Source organism: Pseudomonas sp. (assembly GCF_035554175.1).
Taxonomy (GTDB): Bacteria; Pseudomonadota; Gammaproteobacteria; order Pseudomonadales; family Pseudomonadaceae; genus Aquipseudomonas.
The window spans coordinates 64769-82789 of the sequence record NZ_DATMIV010000003.1; the positions used below are offsets into that span (position 1 = coordinate 64769).

At 59.7% G+C, this 18021-nt stretch carries 18 protein-coding genes; 13 read left to right on the forward strand and 5 right to left on the reverse strand.

The genetic code is table 11. The features are described from left to right. Positions 1 to 95 precede the first annotated feature (95 nt). Genes VNV36_RS01555 through VNV36_RS01570 form a run of 4 tightly spaced genes read left to right on the forward strand, consistent with a single transcriptional unit; the run spans position 96 to position 3637 of the window. Positions 96 to 968, forward strand: coding sequence for a heme/hemin ABC transporter substrate-binding protein (locus VNV36_RS01555; RefSeq protein ID WP_325715581.1), 873 nt, complete (start codon positions 96 to 98; stop codon positions 966 to 968). A 50-nt stretch (positions 969 to 1018) separates the two neighbouring features. Then, positions 1019 to 2002, forward strand: coding sequence for a FecCD family ABC transporter permease (locus VNV36_RS01560; RefSeq protein WP_325715610.1), 984 nt, complete (start codon positions 1019 to 1021; stop codon positions 2000 to 2002). Then, the gene (locus VNV36_RS01565) at positions 2002 to 2769 is read left to right on the forward strand and encodes a heme ABC transporter ATP-binding protein (RefSeq protein ID WP_325715583.1); all 768 of its coding nucleotides are present in this window, start codon (positions 2002 to 2004) and stop codon (positions 2767 to 2769) included. The genes VNV36_RS01560 and VNV36_RS01565 overlap by 1 nt, the downstream gene beginning before the upstream one ends. A 19-nt stretch (positions 2770 to 2788) precedes the next feature. Continuing rightward, positions 2789 to 3637 carry a ChaN family lipoprotein gene (locus tag VNV36_RS01570; protein ID WP_325715584.1) on the forward strand — a complete coding sequence of 283 codons (849 nt, stop codon included), beginning with the start codon at positions 2789 to 2791 and terminating at the stop codon, positions 3635 to 3637. 231 nt (positions 3638 to 3868) lie between these two features. Here VNV36_RS01570 and VNV36_RS01575 read toward each other — a convergent pair whose 3' ends face one another. From VNV36_RS01575 to VNV36_RS01590, 4 genes are all read right to left on the reverse strand, one after another. After that, positions 3869 to 4663 (reverse strand): Crp/Fnr family transcriptional regulator, encoded by a 795-nt coding sequence (locus VNV36_RS01575; RefSeq protein WP_325715586.1) that lies wholly within the window; start codon positions 4661 to 4663, stop codon positions 3869 to 3871. A 15-nt stretch (positions 4664 to 4678) separates the two neighbouring features. Beyond that, positions 4679 to 4951 (reverse strand): TfoX/Sxy family protein, encoded by a 273-nt coding sequence (locus tag VNV36_RS01580; protein WP_016773175.1) that lies wholly within the window; start codon positions 4949 to 4951, stop codon positions 4679 to 4681. Positions 4952 to 5239: 288 nt separating this feature from the next. After that, the gene (locus tag VNV36_RS01585) at positions 5240 to 5584 is read right to left on the reverse strand and encodes a pentapeptide repeat-containing protein (protein WP_325715589.1); all 345 of its coding nucleotides are present in this window, start codon (positions 5582 to 5584) and stop codon (positions 5240 to 5242) included. 91 nt (positions 5585 to 5675) lie between these two features. Beyond that, positions 5676 to 7232 carry a bifunctional aminoglycoside phosphotransferase/ATP-binding protein gene (locus VNV36_RS01590; RefSeq protein ID WP_325715591.1) on the reverse strand — a complete coding sequence of 519 codons (1557 nt, stop codon included), beginning with the start codon at positions 7230 to 7232 and terminating at the stop codon, positions 5676 to 5678. A gap of 117 nt (positions 7233 to 7349) precedes the next feature. Here VNV36_RS01590 and mrcB point away from each other — a divergent pair, with 117 nt between their 5' ends. From mrcB to VNV36_RS01605, 3 genes are read left to right on the forward strand one after another with little or no spacing between them, the layout of a single operon-like run. Further along, positions 7350 to 9674: a penicillin-binding protein 1B gene (gene mrcB / locus VNV36_RS01595; RefSeq protein ID WP_325715593.1), complete on the forward strand. Its 2325-nt coding sequence runs from the start codon at positions 7350 to 7352 to the stop codon at positions 9672 to 9674. 16 nt (positions 9675 to 9690) lie between these two features. Continuing rightward, positions 9691 to 10440 carry a tetratricopeptide repeat protein gene (locus VNV36_RS01600; protein WP_325715595.1) on the forward strand — a complete coding sequence of 250 codons (750 nt, stop codon included), beginning with the start codon at positions 9691 to 9693 and terminating at the stop codon, positions 10438 to 10440. Continuing rightward, positions 10440 to 10775 carry a YqcC family protein gene (locus VNV36_RS01605; protein ID WP_325715596.1) on the forward strand — a complete coding sequence of 112 codons (336 nt, stop codon included), beginning with the start codon at positions 10440 to 10442 and terminating at the stop codon, positions 10773 to 10775. Before VNV36_RS01600 ends, VNV36_RS01605 begins: the two co-directional genes overlap by 1 nt. Before the next feature lie 104 nt (positions 10776 to 10879). On the opposite strand, the gene VNV36_RS01610 is transcribed toward VNV36_RS01605, so the two are convergent. Then, positions 10880 to 11296, reverse strand: a complete 417-nt coding sequence (locus tag VNV36_RS01610; protein ID WP_325715598.1) for a DUF4124 domain-containing protein — start codon at positions 11294 to 11296, stop codon at positions 10880 to 10882. Between the two features lie 399 nt (positions 11297 to 11695). Between VNV36_RS01610 and VNV36_RS01615 the strand changes: the two genes are divergently transcribed. From VNV36_RS01615 to msrQ, 6 genes are all read left to right on the forward strand, one after another. Further along, a complete protein-coding gene (locus VNV36_RS01615) occupies positions 11696 to 13420 on the forward strand; it encodes an acetolactate synthase 3 large subunit (RefSeq protein ID WP_325715600.1) in 1725 nt (574 codons plus the stop codon). Between the two features lie 2 nt (positions 13421 to 13422). Beyond that, positions 13423 to 13914, forward strand: coding sequence for an acetolactate synthase small subunit (gene ilvN, locus VNV36_RS01620; protein WP_003176102.1), 492 nt, complete (start codon positions 13423 to 13425; stop codon positions 13912 to 13914). A 46-nt stretch (positions 13915 to 13960) separates the two neighbouring features. Beyond that, on the forward strand, positions 13961 to 14977 hold the full coding sequence (gene ilvC / locus VNV36_RS01625; protein ID WP_003228216.1) for a ketol-acid reductoisomerase: 1017 nt from the start codon (positions 13961 to 13963) through the stop codon (positions 14975 to 14977). Between the two features lie 149 nt (positions 14978 to 15126). Then, entirely contained in the window at positions 15127 to 15984 is an 858-nt protein-coding gene (gene pssA, locus VNV36_RS01630) for a CDP-diacylglycerol--serine O-phosphatidyltransferase (protein WP_016773182.1), read from the forward strand. A gap of 63 nt (positions 15985 to 16047) precedes the next feature. Continuing rightward, positions 16048 to 17061 (forward strand): protein-methionine-sulfoxide reductase catalytic subunit MsrP, encoded by a 1014-nt coding sequence (gene msrP, locus VNV36_RS01635; RefSeq protein WP_325715604.1) that lies wholly within the window; start codon positions 16048 to 16050, stop codon positions 17059 to 17061. Beyond that, positions 17061 to 17684, forward strand: coding sequence for a protein-methionine-sulfoxide reductase heme-binding subunit MsrQ (gene msrQ / locus VNV36_RS01640; protein WP_325715606.1), 624 nt, complete (start codon positions 17061 to 17063; stop codon positions 17682 to 17684). The genes msrP and msrQ overlap by 1 nt, the downstream gene beginning before the upstream one ends. Positions 17685 to 18021: the final 337 nt, after the last annotated feature.

Below are 18021 nucleotides of genomic sequence, written 5' to 3' on the forward strand. Positions count from 1 at the left end.
AATGGCGGCCTTCTCCCAAAGGGAGTCTGGCCGTTGTCGAGGATACTTGGCTCGCTGCGCCCATGCCCGGGAAACCTTGTTCAAGGAAGCTGTGTATGCGCCTGAAAACCCGCGTTGCCGTGCTGTGTGTCGGCCTCTTTGTCAGCCATCAGGCGACAGCGGCGGATTTGCCGCACCGCTGGGTCAGCGCCGGCGGTGCGTTATCGGAATGGGTCAGCGCTTTGGGCGGCGAGTCGAAACTGGTGGGGGTCGACACCACCAGCCAGCATCCCGAGTCGTTGCAGTCGCTGCCGAGCATTGGTTATCAGCGCAGTCTGTCGGCAGAAGGCATTTTAAGCCTGCGCCCGGACATTCTCATCGGCACCGAAGAAATGGGGCCGCCACCGGTTCTGGCGCAAGTCAAAGCGGCCAGGGTCAGGGTCGAGTTGTTTTCGGCGCAGCCTGATCTGCCGACGCTGGAAAAAAACGTCACTCATCTGGGCCAGTTGCTCGGCGCGCAGACACAGGCGGCGCAGCTGCTGCAGACTTATCAACAGCAACTTCAGGCGCAGGCAGCGCGGGTCGCACAAGTGCAAACCACGCAGAAAGCCCCAGGCGTCGTGCTGTTGCTCGGGCATGCCGGTGGCAAGCCGTTGATCGCCGGCAAGGACACTGCCGCCGATTGGCTACTGCAAAAGGCCGGTGGCCACAACCTTGCGACGCACACCGGTTACAAGCCCTTTTCCGTCGAGTCGCTCGCCAGCCTCGATCCCGAGGTGTTGGTGTTCGCCGACCGTGCGCTGAGCGGCGAAGCAGCAAGAGCAGCGTTGTTCAAGGAAAACCCGATTCTCGCTTCAAGCCGAGCGACCAGGGCCGGACGCGTGATGGAGCTCGATCCGACCCTGCTGGTTGGCGGACTCGGGCCGCGGCTGCCCGCTGCTTTGCAAGCCCTGACTGACGGTTTCTACCCGGCCAAGGGCGGCCAATGACCACACTGGTCAAACCTCGTGGCTTGTTTACCGGCCTGACATTGCTGTGTCTGCTGGCGATCTGGCTGTCGCTGGCGCTGGGGCCGGTGAGCCTGCCGCTAGTGGATACCTTGCGCGCGGCGTTGCGCCTGATTGGCATACCGCTGGCGCCCGATGGGCTGGAACAGGCAGAACTGATTCTCGGGCAGATTCGCCTGCCGCGAACCTTGCTCGGGTTGGCGGTCGGCGGCGTGCTGGCGCTGTCTGGAGTGGCGATGCAGGGTTTGTTTCGCAATCCGTTGGCCGATCCGGGGCTGGTCGGGGTTTCCAGTGGTGCGGCACTGGGCGCGGCGATTGCGATTGTCGGCGGCTCTTTCTTTGGCGGCCTGCCGGAGTGGCTCGGCCCTTACCTGTTATCCGTGTGCGCGTTTCTCGGTGGACTCGGCGTGACGGCGTTGGTCTATCGCTTGGGCCGGCGTAACGGTCAGACCCACGTAGCGACCATGTTGCTGGCCGGCATCGCGCTGACCGCGCTGGCGGGTTCGGCGGTCGGCCTGTTCACCTATCTGGCCGATGACGCAACGCTGCGTACCCTGACATTCTGGAACCTCGGCAGCCTCAATGGCGCCAGTTATGCACGGCTGTGGCCATTGCTGGTCATCTCCATTGGCGTAGCGCTGTGGCTGCCGCGTCGGGCCAAGGCGTTGAATGCATTGTTGCTGGGGGAATCCGAGGCTGGGCATTTGGGTGTCGATGTCGAACGGCTCAAGCGCGAACTGGTGTTCTGCACCGCATTGGGCGTTGGCGCGGCAGTGGCAGCAGCGGGCATGATCGGTTTCGTCGGGCTGGTGGTGCCGCATCTGGTGCGCCTGCTGGCCGGTCCCGATCATAAAGTGCTGCTGCCAGCCTCGGTGCTGGCGGGGGCGAGCCTGCTGTTGCTGGCCGATCTGGTGGCGCGGCTGGCGCTGGCGCCGGCGGAGTTGCCGATCGGTATTGTTACCGCGTTCATTGGCGCGCCGTTCTTCCTTTATCTGCTGCTGCGAGGGCGTGCCTGATGTTATGCGCGCGCGATCTGCATGTTTGCCGTGGCCGTAAAACCGTGCTCAGCGGGGTCACGCTGCAACTTGAACCGGGTGAGGTGCTCGGCGTGCTGGGGCCGAACGGCGCCGGGAAAAGCACCTTGCTCGGCGCCTTGTGCGGAGAATTGCTCGCCAGTGACGGCAACGTTTCGCTTGATGGTCAGGCGTTGAGTCACTGGAGCGGCACGCAGCGCGCGCAGCGTCTGGCGGTGTTGCCGCAGGTGTCGACGCTGGATTTTGCCTTCGCCGTCGAAGAGGTCGTCGGCATGGGCCGTTTGCCGTACCAGACCGGGCGCGTGCGTGATGACGAAATCGTCGCGGCGGCGCTGGCGGCCGCAGATGCCGGGCATCTGAGTGGGCGCAGTTATCTGGCGTTGTCCGGTGGGGAGCGTCAGCGCGTGCACCTGGCGCGGGTGCTGGCGCAACTCTGGCCGGGGCAGGCTGGGCAAACCTTGTTGCTCGATGAACCGACGTCGATGCTCGATCCGCTGCATCAGCACACGACCTTGCAGGCGGTGCGCGCGTTTGCCGGTCGTGGCGCAGCGGTGCTGGTGATCCTGCATGATCTGAATCTGGCGGCGCGCTATTGTGATCGGGTGTTGTTGCTGGAGCAGGGGCGCCCGGTTGCGCTGGACACCCCGCAGCAGGTGCTGCGCCCGGACACCCTCAAAGCCGTTTTCGGTCTTGAAGTATTGGTGCAACCGCACCCGGAGCGTGGGCATCCGTTGATCATCGCCCGCTGATCAATCATCGAGGTGTCGCATGCGTGGATTGTGGTTGTTGGCGCTGGTGTTGCTTGCGGGATGTCAGCACTTAGCGGCTCCGCCGGTGAGCGGCGAAATTCGCGATCTGCGCAGCGGCGAGGTGCTTACCGCGCAGCAACTGCTGACAAGGCTGGTTGAGCCTGAACGTTTGATCATGGGTGAGCAGCATGACAATGCCGATCATCATGCTGCGCAATTGTGGCTGTTGCAGTCGCTCGGCGAGCAACGAGCGCAGGGCAGTCTGCTGCTGGAAATGCTCACGCCGGATCAACAACTGAAAGTCGATGCGTTGCGCCAGTCGAAATCCATACCGACTGATCTGCCCACTGCACTGGCCTGGCAGGATGGCTGGGACTGGAATCTCTACGGGCCGATCGTGCGCTTCGCCCTGACGCAGCCGTATCCGCTGCTGGCGGCCAATCTCGATGACAGCGAAATCCGCGCGTTCTACCGAAAACCACCTGCTCTTGACGGGCCGCGCAGTAACGCGCTGGCGGTGAGAAAAACGTTGCTTGGACAAGTCAGTGAATCTCACTGCGGCTTGTTGCCCGAATCACAGCTGCCAGCGATGTTGGCGATTCAGCAACAGCGTGACCGGCGCATGGCCGAACGCATGCTGGCAGCGCCCACGCCTGCAATCCTGCTGGCTGGGGCATGGCATGCGCGCAGGGATGTCGGCGTGCCGCTGCATCTGCTGGATCTGGGCGCTGGCGAAGCGCCGGTCGTATTGATGCTGGCGGAGCAGGGCGATGCGGTGACTGCCGCGATGGCCGATTACGTTTGGTATACCCAGGCCACACCGAAGGTGGATTACTGCGAGCAAATGCGCCAACAGTTCGCCAAGTGACTTTCCGCAGACAAAAAAAGACCCGGTAAAAACCGGGTCAAATAACCGTGATTAGCCTGATGAGGAGATAATCTGAGAGTCCGAACCAAGGGCTTTTCAGAATATCGACTGATCTCGCGACCAGTTGTGATAATCATAGCGATTCTCATTACCGAGTCAACCCGTGTTTCCGCTTTTATGTAATCTAATCTTGCGAGCGGAGGCGAAGGCCCGCAGGAACGGGGCTCCAGGTCAACTGCGACTTGTCGTCAATTGAGTGATCTGCCGGTTCAACTGGCCGATGCGTCGAGCCATCCCCACGATCAGGTTGTGCGCGATCTTCGGATTGCTGCGGGTCATGCTCAAAAACTGATCACCGGGAATCAACATCACCGTGCTCGGTTCGCGCGTCACCACCGTGGCGTTGCGCGGTTCGCCGGTGAACAACGCCATCGCGCCGAAAATCTCGTCCTTGCGCACGTCGCCGACCTTGTGCCCGTCAACAAATGCCTCAGCATGCCCGTCGATGATCACGAATACATGGTCTGCCGCGTCGCCCTGCTGAATCAGCACGGCGCCGGCCTCGACCCGTTTGAAGCCATTGGTGCTGCGAAACTCCCGAGGTTTCAGTTCGGCGACGGCATGGGCGAGCAGCGCCATCTGCCCGAGCAAGTAGTTGAGCAACTGCTCCGCCCGTTCAGGCTCGGCGTATAGATATTGCAAGACTTCAACACGCCGATAGGGCAGCAGGCGCAAAACTCCCTCAGTGTACAAGCGGCAATCGTTCCATTGCTCGCCACGTTGCAGACCAATCAGATCGCCTTCCTGCCAATACAACAGCGCTCGTCCTGCGATGCAGCCATGAACAATGCCCTCGGTCAGCAGAAACAACTGATCGCCCGGCAACTGCGCGAGCAGGTCGTCAGTGGCCTCCAGCTCCAGAACAGCCCCGCAGGACGGCAGGTTCTGCAGCCATTGCCCGGGCAAGCCCTGCAAGCGATTGATCAATGTGTCGGCATATGCCGATTGTTCCCCCAGTAAATACATGGCGTGCGCGCCTGTTCAGTTCTTGTGGCGCGCGGAAATGGCTTCGAGCTGCTTGTTCAGTGCGTCCTTGCGCTCGGCGGGAATGTCGTTCCAGTGCACATCCATCAACGCGCCCTCGATCGCATACAACAACACCTTCGAAGCGCGGAACCCCCGGGTACGCACGGCCCGGTAGGCATCCACCGCGCCCAGGCGACGCAAGTCAGAGGCGCTGTGGATGCCCACGGCATGCAGCCATTGCGCCGACGTCTTGCCAAGATTTTTCAAGTGTTGCAGTTCATCATTCATCAAGCCTCCTTGCGACGGCCGAATGGTGCGTGGGCAAGCTTCTCAGCAGTGTAGTCATCAGTAGGAAAAGCGTGGTTGTTTGGTAGGATTCGACGCAAATGATTCTAAGAAAGCCGATGAAGGAGCTGCGAACGCAGAAGGGAGGGAGGTAAGCGGTTAACGATGTGGGAGCGAGCCTGCTCGCGAAGACGGTGTATCAGACACAATCGATATCGACTGACACTACGCCTTCGCGAGCAGGCTCGCTCCCACAGGGGAAAGGCGTGGTGTCAGGAAGATTTCCAGATCTCAGCGCGTGCGATATCGCAACCGCGTACCAAAATTCATCGACATCAGAATCTCGTCGGCACTCAGTTCCGGTGGAAAGTACGCGCCGGAAATCTGCGCATGGGCCAGGCTGGCGCCTTCGAGCGATGCCTTGCGGAAATCGATGCCGCGCAAATCGGCGGAGCGGAAGTACGCGTCGCGGAAATCCACGCCATCGGCGTTCAGTTCACGCAGATCGAGGCCACGGAAATCGCCGCCGACCATATCGATCTGGCCGTCCTGTGGACGTTCCTTGTTGAAGCCTGTGACGTCATCTTTGTGCAGCAGGGTGTAAAGCGGTGTGTCGAGCAGTTTCGGCTGGCTCATGTCAGATCACCTGTTGGTTTTATGACGCCAGTATAGTGCCACTATTTGACGGCCGTGAAGCGAGCGAGGGCTTCACGGCCGAAATAGTTTTTTACAGACCTGGCAAGCGCTGGCGGATCTGCGCCACCACGGTGTCCAGCGTGCCGGATTCATTGGTCTGCACACGTTTGCTACGCAGGATTTCTTCCGGCGTCAGCGCTTCGCGGTTGGCCTGCTGTGCTTCGATGACTGCCAGGGTGGCGTCGGACGGATCCTTTTGATCGGCCTGCCGAACCGCCAGCCAGCTTTCGATCACGGCTTGCGGGGCGTTGCAGTCCAGGATCAGGAATGGCGTGCCGGTGGCTTCGGCAATCTTCGCGGCGTTATCGCGCTGCTCACGCTTGAGGTAAGTCGCGTCGATCACCACCGGGAAACCGGCGTGCAGGATCACTTCTGCGATCTCATGCAGGCGCGCGTAAGTCGCGGCGCTGGCGTCAGCGCTGTAAATGCCGGCCTGCACATCGTTGCCAACGGTTTGCTCGCCGAACATACGCTTGCGCTCGACATCGGAACGCAGGCGGATCGCGCCCAGTGCTTCGACCAGACGCATGGCCACGTGGCTCTTGCCGACGGCGGAGACGCCGTGGGTAATGGCCATGAAACGCGAAGGAATGGTGCTGTAGCTTTCCGCCAGGTTGGCATAGTTGCGGTACTGGCGCAGGGTGGTGGCGCGTTGCACCGCAGTCGCTTCCGCCGGCATGCTGAACAACGCAACCTTGGCACGCACCAGGGCGCGGTAGGCTTTGTAGAAATTCAGTACTTCCAGGCCCTGATAATCTCCGGTCAGCTCCAGGTACTGGCTGATGAAACGACGCGCCAGCGACTTCAGACCCCGGTCTTCAAGGTCCATCGCCAGGAAACCGGTATCGGCGTAGACATCGGTGAAGCGGAACGGCTCGTTGAACTCGATGCAGTCGAAAATCACCACCTTGCCGTCGATGACCGTGGCGTTGCCCAGGTGGATATCGCCGTGGCATTCGCGGGTGAAACTGTCGGCCTTGCGCTGGGCAAGCAGCGGCTTCAGGCGTTCGAAGCTGCTTTCGGCCCAGGCTTGCAGGGCTTCAAGTTGCAGCAGGTCATTCTTGTCGCTGAGGAACGGCAGGATCTGTTCGAAGTTCTGCCGAACCGGCGCCATCACGCTGTCCGGAGTACCGGCTTCGTGTTCAGCCGGGACTTTCGGGGCGTTGAGATGAAAGTGCGCGATCTGCTCGGCCAGCGCGTCGATGTGTTGGGTGGTCAGTTCGCCGTTGGCTTGCAGGGTGCTGAGCAGGCCGCTCTGCGGGAACTGGCGCATTTTCAGTAGGTATTCGATTGCCGGGCCATCGCCACCCAGTTGCGGTGCATCGACGCTGCCGGTGACTGGCAACACGTCCAGATACAAATCAGCGGTCAGACGCTGGTTCAGGCGCAGTTCTTCCGCGCAGAAGTGCGCGCGTGCGTCGAGGCTGGTGAAGTCGAGGAAGCCGAAGTTCACTGGCTTCTTCACTTTATAAGCAAAGGGGCCGGTGAGGATCACCCACGAAATGTGGGTTTCGATGACCTGAAATCCTTCGACGGGATGCGGGTAGAGGGCCGGGTTTTGCAGGGCAGCGATCAGGGACTGGCTCACGGGCGATCCTTCAGAGGCGGGGGAGATTCGAGGCGGCCATTATGGCTGCTTGCCCGCCTGACGCAAACCTCCGAGCGTGCCTGTTGAGGATCGATAAAGTGCGTATAATCCGCCGCCATGACTCGATCCCGATCCCCCCGTACCAAGAAAAAACCACCAGCCAAGGGCCTCAGCCCGTGGCTGAGCTGGGCCATTAAACTCAGTCTGGTCGGCCTTGTGGTGCTGGCCGGCTTCGCCGTTTACCTCGATGCCGTGGTGCAGGAGAAGTTCTCCGGCAAGCGCTGGACCATCCCGGCCAAGGTGTACGCGCGCCCGCTCGAGCTGTTCGTCGGACAGAAGCTCAGCAAGGACGATTTCCTCACCGAGCTCGATGCCCTCGGCTATCGCCGCGAAGCCGTGAGCAACGGTCCTGGCGCTGCAGCCGTCAGCGGCAGCACGGTTGATCTGAACACCCGTGGCTTCCAGTTCTACGAAGGTCTGGAAAAACCGCAGCCGGTGCGTGTGCGCTTCTCTGGCGATTACGTCGCCGAGTTGTCCGCGTCCAACGGCTCGAAGCTGTCCGTGGTGCGTCTTGAACCTTTGATGATCGGCGGCATTTATCCGAAAAATCTTGAAGACCGCATCCTGATCAAGCTCGATCAGGTGCCGCCGTATCTGCTCGAGACCCTGATCGCCGTCGAAGACCGCGACTTCTACAGCCACTGGGGCGTGTCACCGAAATCGATTGCCCGCGCGGTGTGGATCAACACCTCCGGCGGCAAGATGACCCAGGGCGGCAGTACGCTGACCCAGCAGTTGGTGAAGAACTTCTACCTGACCAGCGAACGCAGCCTGACCCGCAAGCTCACCGAAGCGATGATGGCCATGCTGCTCGAACTGCATTACGACAAGAAGGAGATCCTTGAGGCCTACCTCAACGAAGTCTTCGTCGGGCAGGACGGCCAGCGTGCGGTGCACGGTTTCGGCCTGGCCAGCCAGTTCTTCTTCGGCCAGCCATTGTCCGAGTTGAAACTGCATCAAGTGGCGTTGCTGGTCGGCATGGTCAAGGGGCCGTCCTACTACAACCCGCGGCGTAATCCTGAGCGCGCGCTGGAGCGGCGTAATCTGGTTCTCGATGTGCTGGCGCAGCAAGGCGTGGCAACCGCCGAGCAAGTCGAAGCGGCGAAGAAAATGCCGCTGGGCGTGACCACGCGCGGCAAGCTGGCGGACAGCTCGTTCCCGGGCTTTATCGATCTGGTCAAGCGCCAGTTGCGCGAAGACTACCGCGACGAAGACTTGACCGAAGAAGGTCTGCGCATCTTTACCAGTTTCGACCCGATCCTGCAGATGAAAGCCGAAGCCTCGGTTAACGACACGTTCAAACGTCTGGCCGGGCGCAAGGGTTCCGATGACGTGGAAGCGGCGATGGTCGTGACCAACCCGGAAACCGGCGAAGTCCAGGCGATGATCGGCAGCCGCCAGGCCAGTTACGCCGGTTTCAACCGCGCACTGGATGCGGTGCGCCCGATCGGTTCGTTGATCAAACCGGCGGTGTACCTGACCGCGTTGGAGAAGCCGAGCCAGTACACGCTGACCAGTTGGCTGTCGGACGATCCGTTATCGGTCAAAGGCGCGAACGGTCAGGTGTGGAAGCCGCAGAACTACGATCGCCGCTCCCACGGCACTGTGTTCCTGTATCAGGGCCTGGCGCATTCCTACAACCTGTCGACCTCGCGTCTGGGCCTGGAAGTGGGGGTGCCGAACGTGCTGAAGACTCTCGGTCGACTTGGTGTCACCCGTGAGTTCCCAGCGTTCCCGTCGATGCTGCTGGGTGCCGGCGGTATGACGCCGATCGAAGTGGCAACCATGTACCAGACCCTGGCCAACGGTGGCTTCAATACACCAATGCGCGGTATTCGCAGTGTGTTGACCGCCGAGGGCGAGCCGCTCAAGCGGTATCCGTTCCAGATTGAGCAACGTTTCGATCCGGCCTCGATTTACCTGATCCAGAACGCCATGCAGCGGGTGATGCGTGAAGGTACCGGCAGTTCGGTTTATAACGTGCTGCCCAAGACCCTGACGCTGGCGGGCAAAACCGGTACCAGTAACGATTCGCGCGACAGCTGGTTCGCCGGTTTCAGTCAGGATCTGCTGGCGGTGGTGTGGCTGGGTCGCGATGACAACGGCAAAACCCCGTTCACCGGGGCCACCGGTGCACTGCAGGTCTGGACCAGCTTCATGCGCAAGGCCGATCCGCTGCCGCTGGACATGCCGCAGCCGGAAAACGTCGTGCAGGCCTGGGTCGATTCGCGCACCGGGCAGGGTTCCGATGCCAACTGCCCCGGCGCGGTACAGATGCCGTATATTCGCGGCAGCGAGCCGCCACCCGGCGCCGCGTGCGCAAGCGAAACACCTGCCTCACCGGAGTCGGTGATGGACTGGGTCAAGGGCTGGATGAATTAAGCAAAGAGGGTTTCAAGTGAACAAGTGGTTGATTCCAGCGGTGACCGCCGTGGCTTTGCTCAGCGGCTGCTCTACCGTACAGCGTGGCTCGATTCCCGTGGTGGATTCGGGCACGGCCGTGTCCAACAGCGAACGCATTGGCGCCAACGGCGGCTTCCGCCAGACCACGGTCAAGCGTCCGGCGCAGGGCCAGACTCAGGCGATTCCGCAAGGCGATACCGGCGTGGTGGTAATGGTGCCGGGTGGCGGTGCTGCGGTGGCGACACCGATCAGCTCTTCGCCGATCGTCCCGGGCCCGGCATCGGGCGGCATCACATCGGGGCCGTACAACCCATCGGCGGTCGAGTCGGCGCCAATCAATTCAGGCAGCTACAGCATGCCGTCGACGCCGAGTGGAATTCCTTCGGCCAGCAGCGGTGGCGGTCTGTCGGCGGATGAGCAACTGGATGGCCCGGTGCTCGCCTTGCTGACCACCGCGCAACAGCAACAGGCCGGTGGTGACCTCAATGGTGCGTCCTCGAGTCTGGAGCGTGCGCAACGGGTTGCCCCGCGTGAGCCGCAAGTGCTCTACCGTTTGGCGCAGGTGCGCATGGCCCAGGGCGATGCGCCGCAAGCCGAACAGTTCGCCCGTCGCGCGCTGACCATGGCCAACGGTCGTCCCGATCTGCAAGCCAGCCTGTGGGAAATCATCGCTCAGGCCCGTGAGAAACAAGGCGATGCCGCCGGCGCTGCTCAGGCGCGTCAGAAGGCCAAGGTTTCCCTGTGATGGATGCGCGCTTCCCGAAAATCGCCGATCAGTTGTTGCTGATCGAGCGAGAGCTGCGCACCCAGGGCTGGTGGGATGAAGTTGAGCCGTCGGCCGAAGCGCTCAGCAGTGTCGAACCGTTTTCGGTCGACACGCTGGACTTCGAGCAGTGGCTGCAATGGATCTTCCTGCCGCGCATGAAGATGATCCTTGAACAGGATCTGCCCTTGCCGAATGCCTCGGGCATTCAGGAAATGGCCGAGATGGTCTTCGCCCAGCGCAATCTGCAGGGCAAGGATCGGCAGCTTCAGGTGTTGCTCAAAGAGTTCGACCTGCTGATCACCGCATCGCGCTGAATACGGTTGTGTAGGAGCTGACGAGTGCAACGAGGCTGCGATCTTTTGATCTTGCTCTTCAAATAAGTCAAAAGATCGCAGCCTTCGGCAGCTCCTACACAGCTCTACGAGCAATTCTCGGCAATCTGCTTCTTCGCTTCGACAATGCGCTCCTGACGCTGCGCATCGTCGAGCCGCCGTAAATCCCCCTCGACTTCCTCACGCAACCGCGGATTGTTCTGCAGTTGCGCCAGGTTCGTGCGTGCCTGCTCGCAAAACGCTTTGAGCTGCGCCTGCTGCTCGGCGACCTGTTTCTTCACCTTCGCATCAATGGCTTGTTGGTCGCCGAGTACGCCGCCGCCCGGCATCGGCGCAGCTTTCGGCGTGGGCGAGGAGGGCGTTTGCACGGTCATGGACGGTTGGCCCTGCGGCGGCTGCGCATCGAAATGCGTGACACCCTGGGCATCGACCCATTTGTAGATTTGAGCGGCCGAGCACCATGAGCTGAGGCCGATCAGTAGAGTGAGAAGGAGCGTTCGCATGCTGATTCCTTGGTAAAAATGCGCAATTGACGCTAACAGAGTAGCGCTTTTCAGGTTTTTTCTTGCGTTCTCATGTGCTTACCCACAATTAACCCCACAGACGACTTGACTTGCAGGGGGCGAAACAGAAGAATCCAAAGTCCGCTGTAGAGGGACTGCCAGAAGCAGGCCCGCTCGGTAGATCATGAGGCGCACATCCGCGCCGACCTGTTACACCCGCAACGCGTTACCTCGCGCTGGGTGGGAAAGGCCCGCAACACTTGGGACGATCCCAATACTTGCTCAGTCAGTGCTGACGTAGTCGGCGACCACCGTCGCTCATGCTCTGCCGAGAAGTAAACCTATTAAGACCCGCCCCTTTTTTGTGGACGGTATTCTGGCGTTTTAGAGGTGAACAACGTGGAGCTTTTATCTGGCGGTGAGATGCTCGTCCGCTTCTTGCGTGACGAAGGCGTCAAATATATCTACGGGTACCCGGGTGGTGCTCTTCTGCATGTTTACGATGCCCTGTTCAAAGAACCGGAAGTGACCCACATCCTGGTTCGTCACGAACAAGCGGCAACCCATATGGCTGACGGCTACGCCCGTGCCACCGGTAAAGCCGGCGTGGTATTGGTGACTTCCGGTCCTGGCGCCACAAACGCCATCACCGGTATCGCCACCGCCTATATGGATTCGATTCCAATGGTGATCATTTCCGGTCAGGTGCCAAGCACCATGGTCGGCACCGATGCGTTCCAGGAAACCGACATGATCGGCATCTCCCGGCCGATCGTGAAGCACAGCTTCATGATCAAGCACGCTTCGGAAATCCCGGAAGTCATGAAGAAAGCCTTCTACCTGGCGCAATCCGGTCGTCCGGGCCCGGTCGTGGTCGATATTCCGAAAGACATGACCAACCCGGCCGAGAAGTTCGAATACGTTTTCCCGAAAAAAGCCAAGCTGCGCTCCTACAGCCCGGCCGTTCGCGGTCACTCCGGGCAGATCCGCAAAGCAGCAGAAATGTTGTTGGCAGCCAAGCGCCCAGTGCTGTACTCCGGCGGCGGCGTAATCCTCGGCAACGGCTCCGCGCAACTGACCGAACTGGCGAAGATGCTCAACCTGCCGGTGACCAACACCTTGATGGGCCTGGGCGCTTTCCCCGGTACTGACCGTCAGTTCATCGGCATGCTTGGCATGCACGGCAGCTACACCGCCAACCTGGCAATGCACCATGCCGACGTGATCCTCGCCGTCGGTGCTCGTTTTGACGATCGCGTGATCAACGGCCCGGCGAAGTTCTGCCCGAATGCCAAGATCATTCACATCGACATCGACCCGGCGTCGATCTCCAAGACCATCAAGGCCGACGTGCCTATCGTCGGGCCGGTCGAGAGCGTCCTGACCGAAATGGTCGCGATTCTCAAGGAAATCGGCGAGACCCCGAACAAGGAGTCCGTGGCCAGTTGGTGGAAGCAGGTGGATGAATGGCGTGGCGATCGCGGCCTGTTCCCTTACGAAAAGGGCGACGGCAGCAAGATCAAGCCGCAGACCGTGATCGAAACCCTCTGCGAAGTGACCAAGGGCGACGCCTTTGTGACCTCCGACGTCGGCCAGCACCAGATGTTCGCCGCGCAGTACTACACGTTCAACAAGCCGAACCGCTGGATCAACTCCGGTGGTCTGGGCACGATGGGCTTTGGTCTGCCAGCTGCAATGGGCATCAAACTGAGCTTCCCGGATGACGACGTTGCCTGCGTCACTGGCGAAGGCAGTATCCAGATGAACATCCAGGAACTGTCGACCTGCATGCAATATGGCTTGCCGGTAAAGATCGTCATCCTCAACAACGGTGTTCTGGGCATGGTTCGTCAGTGGCAGGACATGAGCTACGGCAGCCGTCACTCCCACTCCTACATGGAATCGCTGCCCGACTTCATCAAGCTGGCTGAAGCTTACGGCCACGTTGGCGTACGCATCACCGAATCGAAAGATTTGAAGTCGAAGATGGCCGAAGCGTTTGCGATGAAGGATCGTCTGGTTGTGATCGATATTTCGGTCGACACCAGCGAGCACGTCTACCCGATGCAGATCAAAGACGGCTCCATGCGCGATATGTGGCTGAGCAAGACGGAGCGTACTTAATCATGCGGCACATTATTTCCCTGCTTCTGGAAAACGAACCCGGCGCTCTGTCTCGCGTAGTCGGCCTGTTCTCGCAGCGCAACTACAACATCGAAAGCCTGACCGTGGCCCCGACCGAAGACCCGACCCTGTCGCGTCTGACGCTGACCACCGTGGGCCATGATGAAGTGATCGAGCAGATCACCAAAAACCTGAACAAGCTGATCGAAGTGGTCAAGCTGGTGGACCTGTCGGAAAGCGCTCACATCGAACGCGAACTGATGCTGGTCAAGGTCAAGGCCACTGGCGCCCAGCGCGCCGAGATCAAACGCACTACCGATATCTACCGTGGGCAGATCGTCGATGTCAGCGCCAGCGTGTATACCGTTCAGTTGACCGGTACCAGCGACAAGCTCGACAGCTTCATTCAGTCCATCGGCACCGCATCGATTCTGGAAACCGTCCGCAGCGGCGTGACCGGCATTGCTCGCGGCGACAAAGTTCTCAGCATCTAAACCAAATTAGCGCATGGCCTGAATGGCCGGATATAAGGGGAAATTCATGAAAGTTTTCTACGATAAAGACTGCGACCTGTCGATCATCCAGGGCAAGAAAGTTGCCATCATCGGTTACGGCTCCCAGGGCCACGCTCAAGCGTGCAACCTGAAAGACTCCGGTGTCGACGTTACCGTCGGTCTGCGTAAAGGTTCGGCCACTGTTGCCAAAGCCGAAGCTCATGGCCTGAAAGTGACCGACGTTGCTTCCGCTGTGGCTGCTGCCGACCTGGTCATGATTCTGACCCCGGACGAGTTCCAGTCCTCGCTGTACAAGAACGAAATCGAGCCGAACATCAAGAAAGGCGCCACCCTGGCCTTCTCCCACGGCTTCGCGATTCACTACAACCAGGTTGTTCCGCGTGCCGACCTCGACGTGATCATGATCGCGCCGAAAGCACCGGGCCACACCGTGCGTTCCGAGTTCGTCAAAGGCGGCGGTATCCCTGACCTGATCGCGATCTACCAGGACGCTTCGGGCAACGCCAAAAACGTTGCGCTGTCCTACGCCGCTGGCGTTGGTGGCGGCCGTACCGGCATCATCGAAACCACCTTCAAGGACGAGACCGAAACCGACCTGTTCGGCGAGCAGGCCGTTCTGTGCGGCGGCACCGTCGAGCTGGTCAAGGCCGGTTTCGAAACCCTGGTTGAAGCTGGCTACGCGCCGGAAATGGCCTACTTCGAATGCCTGCATGAACTGAAGCTGATCGTTGACCTCATGTACGAAGGCGGTATCGCCAACATGAACTACTCGATCTCGAACAACGCCGAGTACGGCGAGTACGTGACCGGCCCGGAAGTCATCAACGCCGAGTCCCGCCAGGCCATGCGCAACGCCCTGAAACGTATTCAGGACGGCGAATACGCCAAAATGTTCATCAGCGAAGGCGCAACCGGCTACCCTTCGATGACCGCCAAGCGTCGTAACAACGCCGCTCACGGTATCGAAATCATCGGCGAGCAACTGCGCTCCATGATGCCGTGGATCGGTGCCAACAAGATCGTCGACAAAGCCAAGAACTGAGTCGTCGACCCTTGTGCGAAAAACGCGGCCTCGGCCGCGTTTTTTCGTTTGGGCCGGTGGTTCTGGTATAAAGCTGCATCGTTTGTGGCCGAACTGTCGTCCTCAAGCTTCTGTCGAATTTTTTTCCAAACCGTTGCAAGGTAATGTCCATGAGCGAACGTCCCGAAGAGCCGAACAAGGCTTCCGACGCCGAAAGCCTGCTGCCCATCGATGAGCACATCGAAGAAGGGCACGACGCCGAAGGTCGTAAAGTCCGGCATCGTGGTATCTATCTGCTGCCGAACCTGTTCACCACTGCCAACCTGTTCGCAGGCTTCTATTCCATCATCAACTCGATGAGTGCTCAGGCCGCTTTGAGTGCCGGCGACTCGGTGAACGCGAGCAAGTATTTCGCCTTCGCCGCGATCGCGATTTTCGTCGCGATGGTGCTCGACGGCCTCGATGGCCGCGTGGCGCGCATGACTAACACGCAAAGTGCCTTCGGTGCCGAGTACGACTCGCTGTCGGACATGGTCGCGTTCGGTGTCGCGCCGGCATTGCTGGCCTTCGGCTGGGCACTGGGCGACATGGGCAAGGTCGGCTGGATGGTCGCCTTCATTTATGTCGCGGGTGCAGCGCTGCGTCTGGCGCGTTTCAATACTCAGGTTGGCACGGCGGATAAACGCTACTTCATTGGTCTGGCCAGCCCGGCGGCGGCCGGTGTCGTGGCGGGGATCGTCTGGGCGTTCAGCGATTACGGCATCCAGGGGTCGAAGATGTCGTTCCTGGTGGCGTTGATGGTGGCGGCAGCCGGCATGCTGATGGTCAGCAACATCAAGTACAACAGCTTCAAGGAGCTTGATCTGAAAGGGCGCGTTCCGTTCGTGGCGATCCTGGCTGTGGTGTTGGTGTTCGCCGTAGTGTTCAGCGATCCGCCGCGCATACTGCTGCTGGTGTTCCTCGCTTATGCGGCGTCCGGTCCGGTGCAATACCTGCTGCGTCTTCGTCGTCACAAAAACGCCGAGTGATGTAATTTCCCGCATACTCCGCAGTCTATGGGTGCACCTGTCCTCCAAAGCTGCGGAGTTGTCATGTTGATCAAGATCCCCAAAGCATCCGACTGCCATGAGTCGGATGTCACGCCTGAAGCCATTTATCTTTCCCGTCGCCAACTGCTCGGCGCCACTGCAGCCGGTATTGCCGTGAGCAGCCTGCCGCGTTGGGCCAGTGCTGCGGATGCCTCTCGCTACTCCGATGTCGAGCCTGGCAAGGCGCCGGCCTGGTTTGCCGAAAAGCTTCCGACCACCCAGTGGGGGGCGGTCAACGTCAAGGATGAGGCGATAACACCTTATAAAGACGCCACGCACTACAACAACTTCTATGAGTTCGGTACCAGTAAGGGTGATCCAGCGGCAAATGCTGGCGCACTGAAAACCGAACCGTGGAGCGTGGTAATAGACGGGGAGGTGGGTAAGCCGGGGCGTTATGCGCTGGAAGACTTCATGAAACCGTATCAACTGGAAGAGCGTATCTATCGTCTGCGCTGCGTCGAGGCTTGGTCGATGGTCATCCCCTGGATCGGTTTTCCCATCTCGGCGTTGCTTAAACAGGTCGAGCCCACTTCCAAGGCCAAGTACATCCGCTTCGAAACCCTACAGGATCCCAAGAGCATGCCCGGCCAGCGTTCCGGTTTTGCCTTGATCGACTGGCCGTATGTCGAAGGCTTGCGTCTGGATGAGGCGATGAATCCTTTGGCGATTCTGGCGGTGGGCATGTATGGCCGCGAACTGCCGAATCAGAACGGTGCTCCTTTGCGTCTGGTGGTGCCATGGAAGTACGGCTTCAAAAGCGTGAAATCCATTGTGCGCATCAGTCTGGTCAGCGAGCAGCCAAAGACCACTTGGCAAAGCATCGCGGCCGACGAGTATGGCTTCTATGCGAATGTGAACCCTACGGTCGACCACCCGCGCTGGACCCAAGCGCGCGAACGGCGTTTGCCGAACAGTCTGTTCAAACCGAATGTGCGCGATACCCAGATGTTCAACGGCTACTCGGATGAAGTCGCTTCTTTATATACAGGGCTCGATCTGCGGAAGAACTACTGATGCGCTATCCGTTCTGGCGAGTGGGCGTTTTCATTGCCGCAGCGATTTGGCCATTGCTGTGGTTTTATCAGGCGTTCGCCGATCTGCTCGGGCCTGATCCGGGCAAGGTGCTGGTTGATCGTCTCGGGCTTGGCACACTAATGTTGCTGTTGATCACCCTGAGCATGACGCCTCTGCAGAAGCTGACCGGTTGGGCGGGGTGGATTGCTGTGCGGCGACAGTTGGGCCTTTGGTGTTTTGCTTTTGTCGCGTTACACCTGTTCAGCTATATGGCGTTCATTCTTGGCTTCGATTGGTCACAGCTCGGTGTCGAGCTGCGTAAACGGCCTTACATAATTGTCGGTACGCTGGGGTTTCTCGGGTTACTAATATTGGCGGTGACGTCCAATCGCTATAGTCAGCGGCGTTTGGGTGTTCGTTGGAAGAAGCTGCATCGCCTTGTGTACGTCATTTTGGGGCTGGGTTTGCTGCATATGCTGTGGATCGTGCGGGCTGATCTGGAGGAGTGGGCAATCTATGCCTTTATAGGTGCGGTTCTCTTGGTGCTTCGTGTGCCGCCGGTTACGAGCCGAATCCCGCGTTTATTAGGCAAAAAGCAAAATCTGCACGAAAAGCGAAATTAACGGTTGACGGCAGATTCCAGAGGTCTATAATTCGCCCCACTTCCGGCGCAGTCGAAACGGAAAACTCCTTGAGATTCAAAGAGTTAAGCGATTTTCGACGACGACTTGCTTCAGATCATCGAAGCCTGGAAGGAGTTGAAAGAGCGGTGATATGTAGCTCTTTTAACGGTTCGATCCTCTCGGTCGAAAGCGGAGGAAAAGAGGTGTTGACAGCAGCGCTTAACGCTGTAGAATTCGCCTCCCGCTAACGAGAGATCGGAAGCGCAAGTGGTTGAAGTTGTTGAAGAATTCTTCGAAAACTTCTGAAAATAATCACTTGACAGCAAATGAGGCTGCT

What these genes read in the sequence shown, in the direction of transcription:
- ilvC (WP_003228216.1), top strand. Translation starts at nt 13,961, where the DNA reads ATGAAAGTTTTCTACGATAAAGACTGCGACCTGTCGATCATCCAGGGC.
- VNV36_RS01585 (WP_325715589.1), bottom strand. Translation starts at nt 5,584, where the DNA reads ATGAGCCAGCCGAAACTGCTCGACACACCGCTTTACACCCTGCTGCAC.
- VNV36_RS01575 (WP_325715586.1), bottom strand. Translation starts at nt 4,663, where the DNA reads ATGTATTTACTGGGGGAACAATCGGCATATGCCGACACATTGATCAAT.
- VNV36_RS01570 (WP_325715584.1), top strand. Translation starts at nt 2,789, where the DNA reads ATGCGTGGATTGTGGTTGTTGGCGCTGGTGTTGCTTGCGGGATGTCAG.
- mrcB (WP_325715593.1), top strand. Translation starts at nt 7,350, where the DNA reads ATGACTCGATCCCGATCCCCCCGTACCAAGAAAAAACCACCAGCCAAG.
- VNV36_RS01555 (WP_325715581.1), top strand. Translation starts at nt 96, where the DNA reads ATGCGCCTGAAAACCCGCGTTGCCGTGCTGTGTGTCGGCCTCTTTGTC.
- msrP (WP_325715604.1), top strand. Translation starts at nt 16,048, where the DNA reads ATGTTGATCAAGATCCCCAAAGCATCCGACTGCCATGAGTCGGATGTC.
- msrQ (WP_325715606.1), top strand. Translation starts at nt 17,061, where the DNA reads ATGCGCTATCCGTTCTGGCGAGTGGGCGTTTTCATTGCCGCAGCGATT.
- VNV36_RS01580 (WP_016773175.1), bottom strand. Translation starts at nt 4,951, where the DNA reads ATGAATGATGAACTGCAACACTTGAAAAATCTTGGCAAGACGTCGGCG.
- VNV36_RS01605 (WP_325715596.1), top strand. Translation starts at nt 10,440, where the DNA reads ATGGATGCGCGCTTCCCGAAAATCGCCGATCAGTTGTTGCTGATCGAG.
- VNV36_RS01610 (WP_325715598.1), bottom strand. Translation starts at nt 11,296, where the DNA reads ATGCGAACGCTCCTTCTCACTCTACTGATCGGCCTCAGCTCATGGTGC.
- VNV36_RS01565 (WP_325715583.1), top strand. Translation starts at nt 2,002, where the DNA reads ATGTTATGCGCGCGCGATCTGCATGTTTGCCGTGGCCGTAAAACCGTG.
- pssA (WP_016773182.1), top strand. Translation starts at nt 15,127, where the DNA reads ATGAGCGAACGTCCCGAAGAGCCGAACAAGGCTTCCGACGCCGAAAGC.
- ilvN (WP_003176102.1), top strand. Translation starts at nt 13,423, where the DNA reads ATGCGGCACATTATTTCCCTGCTTCTGGAAAACGAACCCGGCGCTCTG.